A 13,074-nucleotide genomic window follows, 5' to 3' on the forward strand; every position below is an offset into this window, starting at 1 on the left:
GACTTCATATGACGACCGCAACCACCGGCGAAGTCCTCATCGATATCGACGATGTCGGTATGTCGTTCGACGGGGCGTCCGGCGAGCGCCTCAATGTGCTCGAACACGTGAATCTGCAATTGCGCGACGGGGAGATCGTGGCGCTGCTGGGCCGCTCGGGCTCGGGCAAGTCCACGCTGCTGCGGGCGGTCGCCGGACTGCTGGCACCCACCAGCGGGCAGGTTCGCTACCGGGGCACACCGCTCACCGGCGCGAATCCCGGTGCGGCACTGGTGTTCCAGTCCTTCGCGCTGATGCCGTGGCTGACCGTGCAGGACAATGTGGAACTGGGGTTGGCCGCGCGCGGTGTCCCGCCGGCGCAGCGCCGTCAGCAAGCGCTCGAGGCGATCGACCGCATCGGCCTGGACGGTTTCGAAACCGCCTATCCCAAGGAGCTTTCCGGCGGTATGCGCCAGCGGGTGGGCTTCGCGCGCGCCCTGGTGCTGGAGCCGGATCTGCTGCTGATGGATGAGCCGTTCTCGGCGCTGGACGTGCTCACGGCGGAGAATCTGCGCACCGAACTGGTGAATCTGTGGTCCACCAAGGACTTTCCGACCCGCGCGATCTGCATCGTCACCCACAATATCGAGGAGGCGGTGCAGCTGGCCGATCGCGTGGTGGTGCTGGGCGCCAATCCCGGGCACATCATCGCCGAGGTCGTGGTGGATCAACCGCGCCCGCGTAATCGCCGCGCCCCCGGTTTCATCGCCCTGGTCGATCAGATCTACGGGCTGCTCACCGGTCGCGATACCGAAATCGCCGCTGCCACACCCGATACCGGCACCCCGTTCGCCATCCCGCTGCCCGATGCCTCGGTCGGTGGCATCGCGGGTCTGCTGGAGTTGGTCTACGCCAAGGACGGTCGCGCCGATCTGCCGGTGATCGCCGACGAACTGACCTTCGAACTCGACGATCTACTGCCCCTGGTCGATGCGGCCGCCCTGCTGGGATTCCTGATCGCCGATTCCGGTGATGTGATCCTGACCAATATCGGCGCGAACTTCACCACCGCCGATATCCAGACCAGCAAGAACCTCTTCGCCACCCAGGCGCGCCGCCGCGCGCCGCTGGTACGCACCATCTGCAGTGCGCTGATCGGCAGTTCCGACGGCAGTGCCCGCGCGGATTTCTTCCAGGACCTGCTGCGGCGCGGCTTCTCCGACGAGGATGCGCGCCGGCAGCTGGAATTGGCCATCGAATGGGGCCGCTACGGCGAGTTGTACGACTACGACACCGATTCCGGCCGTATCACCGCCGACCGGGTGGGTATGTCGGCCACCGCATAGCCGCCACTTCCCGGACAACCACCGCGTCCAGGGCCGAAGTCCTGCGACAATGGGCGCGTTGCTGCGCCTGAGGTGTGGTGACGGCACCAACCGGTCGGCCGCCGTCCACCGGTCGGCCGCCGTCCACCGATCCGATGCCGTCCGCCTACTCGCCCTCGGCCTCCCCGGCGTTAGCGCCGAAGTCGTTGCCGCAGTTCCGCGGCCAGCTCTGCGGCGCTGTCGCGCAGCGCCACGGCGAAGGGGTGCTGCGCGGCGGGTCCGGTGCGGCGATAGACCATCACGGTGGGGCGGCGGAATCGTCGATGCGGATGATGGAAAGCGCGGTGCCGGCCGGACTGCTGCGCCCGATCATGGCCCAGTTCACCGATGGCTACCGCACCGATGGCTACCGCTTCGAACCCGATTTCCTGCTCGCCGACGGCGACCGGGTGGTGGTCCAGGCTCGCGGCTACGGCACGACCGCACACGGCCCGTATCACCAGACCTACTGCTTCGTTTTCCGGCTCGCGGGCGGCCGGATCACCGAGGTCATCGAGCACTGCGACACCGCTCTGGTGGAACGGGTATTGCGGCCGGTAACCGGCAGCCCGGCCCGGTAGCGCTCCCCTGTGCCCGCCGGACTGACGCGCATCGCCCCCGCTCGGATACTGCCGAGCGGGGGCGATGTGTGCGAAAACCGCCATGCGCGGGGAGGCGACGCCTCCGCGCGCACGGCGGTAAAGCCTCAGTGCGCGACGACCACCGGGGCCTCGGTGAGCTCCGGATTCTTCGGTTTGACCCGGGGCAGGAAGAACGCCGGGATCAAGGTGAGCAGCAGCAGCACCAGTGCGACCACGAAGGTGTGGCCGAAAGCCTGTGCGGCATCGGAGAATCCGCGATCGAGATCAGGCGGCGGAATCTTGCCCGCGAGCTCGGGACTGTAGCGCGAGCCGATGGCCGCACCCGCCAGGGGCCGGTGATTGAGCAGGGTGGTCAGCACCACGGAAATCGTTGCGGTGCCGATGGATCCGGCCGTCTGGTTGACGATGTTCATCAGCGTCGAGCCGCGCGCGACCTGACCGTGGGTCAGGGTCTGAATGGCGGCGGTCATGGTGGGCATCATGGTGCAGCCCATGCCCAGCCCCATGACGAACAGCGCCGCGCACAGCGCCGCGTACGGGGTATCGGATTTGACCTGGGTCAGGAAGGCCATGCCCAGCACCATGATGCTGATACCGGTGAGCACGATCTTGCCCGGGCCCATCTTGTCCACCAGCCGTCCGGCGATCGGCATGGTCAGCATGGCGCCCAAACCCTGTGGGGCGATGAGCAGACCGGCCGCGAGGGTCGATTCCCCGCGCACCTGCTGCAGATAACTCGGCAGCAGCAGACCCGAACCGAAGAACGCCATGGCGAACAGCGTCATGGTCATGACGGCGTAGCGCAGCGATTTGTTTTGGAAAAGATGCAGATCGATGAGCGGATGTTCGGTGCGCAGTGCGTGGAAGACGAACGCCACCAGCAGCAGTGCGCCGATGATCGCCGGGATGAGCACCTTCGCCGCCAGTACGGTGCCCTCACCCGGAATCGAGGACACGCCGAACAGGAACAGCGCCAGGCCCGGTGAGGCCAGCAGCATGCCGAGGAAGTCGAAACTCTCCGACGGTTCGGGCCGGTCGGCGTCGAACACGATCCACGCCAGGGCCAGCGCGATGATGCCGATCGGCACATTGATCAGGAAGATCCAGTGCCAGCTGAAGCTGTCGATCAGCCAGCCGCCCAGGATCGGGCCGGCGATGGGGCCCAGCAGCATCGGCACGCCGAGCACCGCCATGACGCGCCCGATGCGCTGCGGGCCGGCCGCGTGGGTCATGATCGTCATGCCCAGCGGCATGAGCATGCCGCCGCCCAGACCCTGGATCACGCGAAATGCGATGAGCGAGCTGATATTCCATGCGAAGCTGCACAGGATGGAGCCGAGCACGAAGAAGATCAGGGCCGCCATGTAGAGGCGTTTGGTGCCGAATCGGTCGGCCGCCCACCCGGTGAGTGGAATGACGGTGGCCAGCGCGAGGGTGTAGCCGGTCATGGACCAGGCCGCGACGGCGTAGGTGGTGCTGAAGTCGTGCTGGAAGGTGGGTATTGCCACGGTCACCACGGTCACGTCGAGGATCGACATGATGGCGCCCAGTACGACGACGCCGGCGATCTTGAAGACGCGGGCGTCCAATTTATCGTTGGCCGAATCTGTGGCCGGTATATCCGGAGGGGTGGTCACCGCTTCAGCCTGCCAGCTCGACCGCCTGGGAACCAGAACAATTTCACATCGACACGCGCAGGCATATTCTCAGCACCTTTCACAAGTGCGGGAGCGGCGGGCCGTTCCACATGATACCGAGGTGTCGCAAAGCCTCAGTTATCAATTCGGTCGCAAAATCAGACCGCACGGTCCGCCCACTTGCCGCCACGACAACTACGCTGGTCTTTCACCGTAAATACAAGGAGTTGCCCGCGATGTCCGACCCGGTACTGGGACTGACCGGTACGCTGACGACGCCGATCCGGGGCGAGCACATGCTCGGAGAGGTGCTGGTCGCAATCCGAGGGGGAACCGAGCTGTACATCGCACGAGCCGACCAGGTACTGGACACCGGAACCAGCGTGCTGGTGGTGGCCGTGCATCCGGGGCGGATCGTGGATGTGGTGCCGTGGATTCCACTCCCGGACGACCATCGTGGGGATATCTGAGACATCAAGGGAGACAACAGTGCTGGGTTACCATGTGCCCGATCCGGACGAGGCCATGCTCGTCAGCGGTGGCGGGCCCAAGGAGAACGCCCCGTTTCGTGTGGTGATCGGACACGGCACCTGGGTGCTGCCGCTGTTCCGGAAGGTCAGCTTCCTGTCGCTGGCGATGTTCGAATCGGAAATCCAGGAACGCTGCGTCACCACCCAGGCCATCCAGCTCGATGTGCGGGCGGTCATCGCGTTCAAGGTCGCCAATGACACGCAGTCGATAGTCAATGCGGCGCAACGGTTCCTGTCCGAGCAGGAGCGGGAGATGTCGGTGCTGACCGGGCGCATCTTCTCCGGCCATCTGCGTTCGATCGTCGGCTCGATGACCGTGGAGGAGATCATCCGGGAGCGGCAGAAGCTCGCCGATCAGGTGCTGCTGGCCTCCAAGGTGGAGATGGGCAATATCGGGCTGTCGGTCGATTCGTTCCAGATCCAGTCCATCGACGACGGCAATCTGGGCTACATCACCGCACTCGCGGCCCCGCACAATGCCGCGATCCAGCGTGATGCGCAGATCGCCCAGGCCGCCGCCGCGCAGGCTGCCGCGCAGGCCGAGCAGGAATCGCTGCGCAGGCAAGCCGAATATGCCCGCGAGACCTCGATCCTGCGGGCGCAGTATCAGCAGGACATCGACAAGGCCAATGCCGAAGCAGCACAGTCGGGTCCGCTCGCGCAGGCCGTCGCCCTGCAGGGCGTGCTGACCGCGCAGGCCGAGCAGGCGCGCAAGCAGTCCGAGCTGCGCGAGCAGCAGCTGCAGGCCGAAGTGGTGAAACCCGCTCTGGCAGAAGCGGAACGGGTGCGCATCCTGGCGGTGGCCGAGGCCGATCGCACGCGCATCCAGGCCGAGGCGGCCTCCTCCAACAACCGCATCGCGCTCGATCAGCTGCTCATCGAACAGCTGCCGGAGATCGTGAAGGCGGCCTCGGCGGGGCTGGCCAATGCCAACCTGACGGTGCTCAACGGTCCCGAGGGCGTGGGCGAACTCGTCAACGGCATGGTGGGTCAGGGCCTCACTGTTTTCAATTCGTTACAAAAGGCACTTTCTTCCAATAATGATCGTGCTGCGGACTAGGCTTGCCGCAAGAGGGACGCGGCGACGAGGAGCAGGTGTTTAGGTGTCCATCGGGAAATTGGTGTCGTTCGACAGCTCTCGGGGGTTCGGTTTCATCCGTCCGGAAGACGGTGGGCCGGACGTGTTCGTTCATGTGAACGACATCGGGTTGGATGAAGACGAATTGCGGCAGGGGCGGGTGTTCGAATTCGACGTGACCGAGGGTGATCGGGGGCCCAAGGCCATCAATCTCGCCCTGGTCGCCGGTGCGCCGCCGCCGGTGCGCGCCCACAAGGTCAAGGATCGGGCCGGTGGCGCCGGACAGCTCAGTGCCGCCGAACATCGCCGGCTCATCACCGAACTGCTGCTCGATGCCAGCCCCGCGCTCACGGCCGGGGAAATACTGACCATCCGCGACAGGCTGACGGCATTCGCCGATCAGCACGGCTGGCTCGAAAGCTGAGCAGTACCGCGAAACAGACCGCTGGCCCCGTACGATCTTCGTGGGAGGCAGCCGACCGGTGAGTTTCGGCCGGTCGCGCCGTCTACCTGGGTGAACCCAACCCTAGGAGGTCGCGTGAAGCTGCCCGTCATGCCACCGGTCAAACCGATGCTGGCGAAATCGGTCTCGGCCCTGCCGCGTGAGGAGGGACTGCGCTACGAACCCAAATGGGATGGGTTCCGGTGCATCGTCTTTCGCGACGGGGACGAGATCGAACTCGGATCTCGCAATGATCGCCCGCTGACCCGGTATTTTCCGGAACTGGTGGAGATCTTCCGCACGACGCTGCCACCGCAGTGTGTGATCGACGGTGAGATCGTCGTGGTCACCGATCAGGGACTGGACTTCGACACTCTGCAGCAGCGGCTGCATCCGGCGGCGTCGCGGGTGAACAAGCTGGCGGTGCAGACTCCGGCCAGTTTTGTCGGCTTCGATCTGCTGGCGCTCGGGGACCGCGATCTGACGCAGGAACCGTTCTCCGAGCGGCGGCGGCTGCTCGAGACCGTGCTCGAGCGCGGCGGAGACGGGGCGGGTGCGGGCGGCGTGACCCGCATTCACCTCACGCCTCTCACCGCTGACCCGGATGTGGCGCAGGACTGGTTCACCCGGTTCGAGGGCGCGGGCTTCGACGGGGTGATGGTCAAGGCCGCGGATCTGGGCTATCTGCAGGACAAGCGGGTGATGTTCAAGGTCAAGCACGAACGCACCGCCGACTGTGTGGTCGCGGGATTCCGCTGGCACAAGGACGGCGAAGGGGTCGGCTCGCTGCTGCTGGGGCTCTTCGACGCCGAGGGCAATCTGCATCATGTCGGGGTGGCCAGCAGTTTCACCGCCGCGCGCCGCAAGGAGCTGGTCGGCGAGCTGGAACCGTTGCGCGTCAACGCCCTCGAGAACCATCCGTGGCGCGAGTGGGCCGATGCCGCCGCGCAGGCGCGAGCCGACGGCAAGATGCCGGGCGGGGTGAGCCGCTGGACCGGCGGTAAGGATCTGTCCTGGGAACCGCTGCGGCCGGAACTGGTCGCCGAGGTCCGCTACGAGCATGTGATGGCCGGGCGGTTCCGCCACGGTGGGCGGCTCGCGCGGTTCCGCACCGACCGCACCCCGGCCTCGTGCACCTACGCCCAGCTCGACGAGGTCGCCCCGGCCGAACTCTCGGCCATCTTCGATGAGGCGAAAGGTACTGCGCGATGAGCGATTCCATCGAGATCGAGGTGGACGGGCGCGGTGTCACCCTGTCGAGCCCGGACAAGATCTACTTCTCCGAACGCGGTGAGACCAAACAGGATCTGGCGAACTACTATCTCGCGGTCGCCGAGCCGATCATGCGCACCATCAAGGATCGCCCGGTACTGCTCGAGCGCTATCCCGAAGGGGCGGGCGGCAAGTCGTGGTTTCAGAAGCGGGTGCCCAAATCGGTGCCGGACTGGTTGCAGACCACGGTCGTGTCCACCCCGAACGGCACCACCAGCGACGCACTGGTCGCCGCCGATATGGCGCACATTCTGTGGGCGGTGAACCTGGGCTGCTTGGGTTTTCACGTTTGGCCCACCCATGCCGGGGCGGATCTGGTGAGCACCGCCCCGCCCGTGCACGACGCCGCCGGTGCGGTGCTGCCGCCCACCGGTGTCACCGATGAGCTGCGCATCGATCTGGATCCCTCGCCGGGCATCGGCTTCGATGATCTGCGCGCCGCCGCCGTGCACACCCGCCAATTGTGCACCGAACTCGGCATCGATGTGCGGGTGAAAACCTCCGGCTCGCGCGGCCTGCACCTGTACGCCATGCTGGAGCCGAAATGGGATGGCTACCAAGTGCGTTCGGCCGCGGTGGCTTTGGCCCGCGAACTCGAACGCCGCCACCCCGGCACCATCACCGCCCAGTGGTGGAAGGAGCAGCGCGGCTCGCGCGTGTTCGTCGACTTCAACCAGAACGCGCCCCACAAAACAGTTTTCGGCGCCTGGTGCGTGCGCCCGAAGGTCGGCGCGCAGGTCTCCACCCCGATCAGCTGGGACACACTGCCGGAGGTCACCAATGACGAGATGACCATCGCCACGGTGCCCGCTCGCCTGGCCGAACTCGGTGATCCCTGGGCCGACCGCACCCCCCAATCCCTCGCTCCCCTGCTGGAAATGTCCGAAAAAAATATGGCCGCAGGCTTGATGGACGCTCCCTGGCCGCCGCAGTATCCGAAGATGCCGAACGAGCCCTCCCGCGTGCAGCCCAGCCGCGCCCGCAAGGACAGTGACCCGGCTGCCGAATGACCGGTGCGCGGCACTGCCCCCGAGGACGATGATGGAACTGTGGCAACAGAGCGGGTGCGAGTGCGGTGCGTCCTGGTATTCGGCGACAGCGATGGCGCCCTCGCCTACCTCGAAACCCCCTGGCATCCCGCCCGCTCCCCCCTGAGCTGGCCCGCAGCCCAGATCGCTGCCCAGGCGGGCCTGCCCGCCAACGAACTGCCCGGCCGCGAATTCTGGGCCGACGCCGACCACGCCCCCGACGACTCCCTCACCCTCTCGGGCTTCCTGCTGGTCCACGACCCACGCCTCTAGACCGGCCGCCGTCGCAGAATGCTGACCGAATAGGCGGCACATGCGATCCCTCGGCCTGCTGACCGCGGCGAGCACAACCCGCCCGCCCCGAGACACCGGACATCCCTGTGCGGCATGCACGCGAACGTGCCCACTGCGGGTGATCGGCGTAACCGACTTCGTCGGTGGTGTGCTCACCCGGTCGCGAGCAGCGATTCGGGAGGTGTTCGCGCAGGCCCTGTTTCGGGGCCGAGATTCTCGACGGCTTCGCGACACGCTGTTCGCGCGGGCGTCCGCCGGTTCGCGGCCGGGGTGAGGGCGGTAGCGCGCTGATAGTTGGTCGCCTGCCCGGTCCGCCAATGGGCCGGGCAGGCGACAGCGCTCAGCTGGTGCGGGCGGCGAGGTAGGGGGCCAGGGTGCGCAGAGCCGGGACGTAGTCGCCGCCGAGGATCTGGATGGCTACGTGGTCGGCGCCGGCGGTCAGGTGGGCGGTGAGCGCGTCGGCGATCTGGTCCGGGGTGCCGTGGGGGGCGATGGCGTCGATGACGCGGTCGCTGCCGGGGTAGGTGAGGTCCTGGTCGTCGAAACCGTAGCGGCGCAGGTTGTTCACGTAGTTGGCGAGGTTGAGGTAGAAGGCGGCGCGTTCGCGGGCGATGGTGCGGGCCTGCTGCGGATCTTCCTCGAGGACGACCTTTTGCTCCGGGGCGAGCAGGGTGTCGGGGCCGAAGAGAGCGCGCAGGTCGGCGGTGTGCGCGGGAGTGGCGAGGTAGGGCAGGGCGCCGGCGGTGCGGTCGCGGGCCAGTTTCGCCACCTTGGGGCCGAGGGCGGCCAGCGCGCGGCCGTTTGTCGGGACGCCTGCCTCGTCGAGTTCGTCGAGGTAGTTGACCAGGGCGTCATAGGGTTTGGTGTAGCCGTCGTTGTGTTCGCGGTGACCGGCGCCGATGCCCAGCAGGAAGCGGCCGGGGTATTTGCTCTCGAGGCGGTGGAACAGGTCCGCGGAGGCCTTGGCGGGGGTGGCCCACACATTCACGATGCTGGTACCGATGATGATGGACTGCGAGTCGGCGAACAGCGCGTCGTACCCGTCCCAGTCCGCGGGCGGGGAGGTTCCCAGCCACACCGCACCGTAGCCGAGCTCTTCCAGCTCCCGCACCGCCTCGGGTGTCACCAGCAAATGAGGCTGCCACACACCGAACTTCCCGAACTGTTCATTGGCCATACCTGCGGCCAACAGCGCCGGCGCGAACCGCATTCCCGATCACGCGATTCTCAGCCGAGCGCGGCGGATGAGGTCGCGGCTCATCCACGCGGTGGCGGTGCGGGCGAATGTGGCCGAGCGAACTGATGCGCGGGCACTGTTCGATGCCGCAAGACTTGTCAACGCTGCATCGCCTCGGCGACTTCGACGAGATCGCCGCCGCCTCGTGTATCTGCTCGGACCCGACGCCTCCTGGGTCGACGGGCAGGTGCTGCGAGTCAACGGCGGCGCCGCCTAGCGGTACTCACCGTCGAAGGCCGCGCGGGCGGCCAGCACATCCTCGATATTCAGCTCGGCCCAGTCCTTGAGCATGCCGAGGATCGGAATGAGGGTGGACCCCAGCGGGGTGAGCGAATAGTCCACGCGCACCGGCACCTGCGCGGTCAGGTGACGTTCGAGCAGGCCGTCACGTTCGAGAATGCGCAGGGTCTGGGTGAGCATCTTGTTGCTGATGCCCGCGACGATGGCGGAGATCTCCCCGTACCGGCGCGGCCCGCCGGTGAGGGTGGACATCACCAGCCCGGTCCATTTGTCGCTGAGGGTATCGAGCAGCTTGTTGGTGGGGCAGGCCGCGACGTAGGCGTTGTAGGCGATTTTTCGCTGTTCGCGCTGCTGAGCGACGGTGGTGGTGGCCATGTGCACTCCTGGTGGTGAGCTAGGTACTTTCCGGTGCCTTCTTCTCGCGGGGCACCCGCTCGCCGTACGTTGATGACACGCCCCGCCGCCGGTCGAACTCCGGCGGAAGGCGTTCCACCGGTGGATCTTCCAACTGTTCACGCCCTCAGGAGCATTCCCATGCGTGCTGTCGCATTTCAAGAATTCGGTGGACCGGACGTGCTGCGCCTCATCGACACACCCGTCCCCGCCCCCGGTCCCGGCCAGGTCCGGGTGCGGGTCGCCGCCAGCCCGGTGAATCCGGTCGATGTGCGTGCCCGCGCCGGTGTGTTCGGGTCCATGCTGCCGGCCCGCGGGCTGTATGTCCCCGGTGTCGAATTCGCCGGGCACGTCGACGCGCTCGGCCCCGAGGTCAGTGGGTTCGCCCTCGGTCAGCCGGTCATCGGCCTGCTGCCGTGGCTTTCGGACCCGGTCGGAAGCACGGCCGAATACCTCGTGGCCGCCGCCGATGCATTGGCCGCAGCCCCCAGGGGCGTGGATCTCGTTGCGGCCGCGACCCTTCCGCTCAACGGCATCACCGCGGATCTGGTGATGCGCGAACTCGGCCCGCTCGCCGGGCGGACAGTACTGGTGACCGGCGCGGCGGGCGGTGTCGGCGGATACGCGGTGCAACTGGCGGCCGCCGCCGGCGCGCACGTGCTCGGCATGGCCGGTGCGGGCGATGAGCAGCTCGTACTGTCCTTGGGCGCAACAGGTTTCATCCCTCGCGACACCGGCGTCGACAGTATCCGCGCACAGGGCATCGACGCCGTGATCGACGCCGCGGAACTGGGCGCCGAGATCCTGCCGGTGGTCCGCGACGGTGGCACATTCGTCGCCGTGCTCCCGCCGGCGCTCCCCGCATCCGAACGCGATATCACGGTGACCACGGTCTTCCAGGCCCCCGACGGTCCGCGCCTGACCGCACTGGTCGCCCTGGTGGAAGCCGGAACCCTCACCCTGCGCGTCGCGGAAACCCTCCCGTTCACCGAGGCCGCCACCGCACACGCCCGCTTCGAAAAGGGCGGTCTGCGAGGACGACTGGTCCTGGTCCCCTAGAACAGACAGCGCTGAACCCCGCGGCTTAACTTTCCGCCCCCGGGGTTCAGCGTGAATTCACCTGGTGCCGTTGACCTTCGGAAACGACACCGCGATCAGGGTGGTGAGGGTGTCCGACAGCATTTCGTGCACCTGGGCGCGGTCGAGGGCGCCGCGCACGATCCACTCCCGGCCCGCTGCCTTGACCAGACCGCCGTAACAGCGCACCAGCGCACGCAATTCGTCACTGTGCAGGGAATCACTCAGGCCCATCATCTGCACGACGCGCTCGGCGGCGGCATTGTCGGCCTCGTCCAGAATGCGCTGCACCTCCGGGTCGTCACCGATGCCCTCCAGGCCGGTGACCTTGACCCAGGTGGTGCCGTGCTCGCCGATGGTGTCCAGCAGCCAGGAGACGCTGGCCTCCACCCGCTCGCGGATATTGCCGGAGGGCACGAGCATATTGTCCAGCCGCGGCAGGGTCACCATGCGGCGCACGACCGCCAGATACAGGTCGCGCTTATTGCCGAAGTAGTGATTGATCAGCCCGCGCGCCACCCCGGCGCGCTGGGCCAGCTCCGCGGTGGAGACAGCAGCGTACGGACGTTCGCCGAACATGTCGATGGCGCAGGACAGGATCTGCGCGCGGCGTTCGTCCGGCTCGAGGCGGCGCCGCCGTGACGGTGTGTCGTCGGCGGGCACCGGCTCGAGCGTGGTGTCAGTGTTACCGCCGGGCTTCGACGGGGCTGGGTTACTAGAGTGAGCGGGCAATGAGATCCTTCATCACCTCGTTGGCGCCCGCGAGGATCCGCAGGATCCGGGCGCCGGTGTACAGCTGGGATATGGGGTACTCGGTCATGTAGCCGTAGCCGCCGAAGAACTGCAGGCAGCGATCCACCACATTACCGAGTTGGTCGGTCAACCAGTACTTCGCCATGGCAGCGGTGGGAATATCGAGCTCACCGCGCAGGTGTTTGCCGATGCAGTCGTCGAGGAAAACGCGGCCCACCTTGGCGACGGTCGCGCACTCGGCGAGCTCGAAACGCGTGTTCTGCATGGCGAACAGCGGCTTGCCGAACGCTTCACGGCCCTTGGTGTAGTCGATCGTCAGCTCGACGGCCTTCTCGGTCATGGCCACCGCCAGAATCGCTGTGACCAGGCGCTCCTGGGCCAGCATCTGCATCATCTGATAGAAGCCCTGACCCTCGGCCTCCCCCAGCAGATTCGAGGCCGGCACCCGCAGGCCGTCGAAGAACAGCTCCGCGGTGTCCTGGCCCTTGCCACCGATCTTGGACAGAATGCGGCCGCGGGTGAAGCCGGGCACGTCGTCGCCGACCTCGGCGAAGATCAGCGAGACCCCGGAGGCGCCCTGGGTCGGATCGGTCTTGACGGCCAGGATGATGCCGTCGCAGAGCCAGCCGTTGGAGATGAAGATCTTCGAACCGGTGATGACGTACTCATCGCCCTCGCGCACCGCGCGGGTCTTGATGTTCTGCAGATCCGAGCCGGTGCCCGGCTCGGTCATGCCGATCGAGAGCAGCACCTCACCGCTGGCGGCCTTGGGCAGCACCCGCCGCTTGAGCTCCTCGGAGCCGAACTGGTGGATGTACGGCGCGATGATCGAGGAGTGCACCGACATGCCGAGCGCACCGTCACCCAGATGCGCCTGCGCCTCGATGATGGCGGCCTCGTGCGCGAATGTGCCACCGCCACCGCCGTATTCGGCCGGAATGGCCGCGCACAGCAGGCCCAGTTCACCGGCCCGGTTGTACAGCTCACGATCGGGATGACCCTGCGCGATGAACTTCTCCTCGTGCGGGATCACCTCCTTCTCGAAGAAGGTGTGCGCCAGTCCTCGTACCGCTTCGACCTCGTCGTCGCTCCATGCGGGGCGTGCCATGAAAGTTCCTTCGCTTCCCAGGCGCGCGCTTTCGCGCCTG

General features: G+C 66.8%; 15 protein-coding genes. 10 read left to right on the plus strand and 5 right to left on the minus strand.

All coding sequences use genetic code 11. The annotated features are described in order from the left end of the window. The first annotated feature begins 8 nt into the window (after positions 1 to 8). Both OG716_RS12110 and OG716_RS12115 read left to right on the plus strand, forming a co-directional pair. Positions 9 to 1,325 carry a nitrate/sulfonate/bicarbonate ABC transporter ATP-binding protein gene (locus tag OG716_RS12110; protein WP_405137727.1) on the plus strand — a complete coding sequence of 439 codons (1,317 nt, stop codon included), beginning with the start codon at positions 9 to 11 and terminating at the stop codon, positions 1,323 to 1,325. A 77-nt stretch (positions 1,326 to 1,402) separates the two neighbouring features. Beyond that, positions 1,403 to 1,924 carry a nuclear transport factor 2 family protein gene (locus OG716_RS12115; RefSeq protein WP_405137728.1) on the plus strand — a complete coding sequence of 174 codons (522 nt, stop codon included), beginning with the start codon at positions 1,403 to 1,405 and terminating at the stop codon, positions 1,922 to 1,924. 125 nt (positions 1,925 to 2,049) lie between these two features. On the opposite strand, the gene OG716_RS12120 is transcribed toward OG716_RS12115, so the two are convergent. After that, on the minus strand, positions 2,050 to 3,582 hold the full coding sequence (locus OG716_RS12120) for a DHA2 family efflux MFS transporter permease subunit (RefSeq protein WP_405137729.1): 1,533 nt from the start codon (positions 3,580 to 3,582) through the stop codon (positions 2,050 to 2,052). Positions 3,583 to 3,818: 236 nt separating this feature from the next. Here OG716_RS12120 and OG716_RS12125 point away from each other — a divergent pair, with 236 nt between their 5' ends. From OG716_RS12125 to OG716_RS12150, 6 genes are all read left to right on the plus strand, one after another. After that, entirely contained in the window at positions 3,819 to 4,052 is a 234-nt protein-coding gene (locus OG716_RS12125) for a hypothetical protein (RefSeq protein WP_405137730.1), read from the plus strand. Between the two features lie 19 nt (positions 4,053 to 4,071). Next, a complete protein-coding gene (locus OG716_RS12130) occupies positions 4,072 to 5,172 on the plus strand; it encodes an SPFH domain-containing protein (RefSeq protein WP_405137731.1) in 1,101 nt (366 codons plus the stop codon). Positions 5,173 to 5,215: 43 nt separating this feature from the next. Then, a complete protein-coding gene (locus OG716_RS12135; RefSeq protein WP_327139086.1) occupies positions 5,216 to 5,614 on the plus strand; it encodes a cold shock domain-containing protein in 399 nt (132 codons plus the stop codon). Positions 5,615 to 5,728: 114 nt separating this feature from the next. Continuing rightward, entirely contained in the window at positions 5,729 to 6,844 is a 1,116-nt protein-coding gene (locus OG716_RS12140) for an ATP-dependent DNA ligase (RefSeq protein ID WP_405137732.1), read from the plus strand. Beyond that, positions 6,841 to 7,914, plus strand: coding sequence for a DNA polymerase domain-containing protein (locus OG716_RS12145; RefSeq protein WP_405137733.1), 1,074 nt, complete (start codon positions 6,841 to 6,843; stop codon positions 7,912 to 7,914). Before OG716_RS12140 ends, OG716_RS12145 begins: the two co-directional genes overlap by 4 nt. Positions 7,915 to 7,953: 39 nt before the next feature. After that, entirely contained in the window at positions 7,954 to 8,205 is a 252-nt protein-coding gene (locus OG716_RS12150) for a hypothetical protein (protein ID WP_405137734.1), read from the plus strand. A 361-nt stretch (positions 8,206 to 8,566) separates the two neighbouring features. Here the strand turns inward: OG716_RS12150 and OG716_RS12155 are convergent, their stop codons facing one another. Beyond that, on the minus strand, positions 8,567 to 9,436 hold the full coding sequence (locus OG716_RS12155; protein WP_405137735.1) for an LLM class F420-dependent oxidoreductase: 870 nt from the start codon (positions 9,434 to 9,436) through the stop codon (positions 8,567 to 8,569). Positions 9,437 to 9,470: 34 nt separating this feature from the next. On the opposite strand from OG716_RS12155, the gene OG716_RS12160 reads away from it, so the two are divergent. Beyond that, a complete protein-coding gene (locus OG716_RS12160) occupies positions 9,471 to 9,680 on the plus strand; it encodes a hypothetical protein (protein ID WP_405137736.1) in 210 nt (69 codons plus the stop codon). Here OG716_RS12160 and OG716_RS12165 read toward each other — a convergent pair. Then, entirely contained in the window at positions 9,677 to 10,078 is a 402-nt protein-coding gene (locus OG716_RS12165) for a winged helix-turn-helix transcriptional regulator (protein WP_405137737.1), read from the minus strand. The genes OG716_RS12160 and OG716_RS12165 overlap by 4 nt on opposite strands. Before the next feature lie 159 nt (positions 10,079 to 10,237). On the opposite strand from OG716_RS12165, the gene OG716_RS12170 reads away from it, so the two are divergent. Beyond that, the gene (locus OG716_RS12170) at positions 10,238 to 11,155 is read left to right on the plus strand and encodes an NADP-dependent oxidoreductase (protein ID WP_405137738.1); all 918 of its coding nucleotides are present in this window, start codon (positions 10,238 to 10,240) and stop codon (positions 11,153 to 11,155) included. Between the two features lie 57 nt (positions 11,156 to 11,212). On the opposite strand, the gene OG716_RS12175 is transcribed toward OG716_RS12170, so the two are convergent. Beyond that, positions 11,213 to 11,836 carry a TetR/AcrR family transcriptional regulator gene (locus OG716_RS12175; protein ID WP_405137739.1) on the minus strand — a complete coding sequence of 208 codons (624 nt, stop codon included), beginning with the start codon at positions 11,834 to 11,836 and terminating at the stop codon, positions 11,213 to 11,215. A gap of 52 nt (positions 11,837 to 11,888) precedes the next feature. Further along, positions 11,889 to 13,034: an acyl-CoA dehydrogenase family protein gene (locus tag OG716_RS12180; protein WP_405137740.1), complete on the minus strand. Its 1,146-nt coding sequence runs from the start codon at positions 13,032 to 13,034 to the stop codon at positions 11,889 to 11,891. Positions 13,035 to 13,074: the final 40 nt, after the last annotated feature.

The organism is Nocardia sp. NBC_01388, assembly GCF_045040085.1.
GTDB lineage: Bacteria > Actinomycetota > Actinomycetes > Mycobacteriales > Mycobacteriaceae > Nocardia.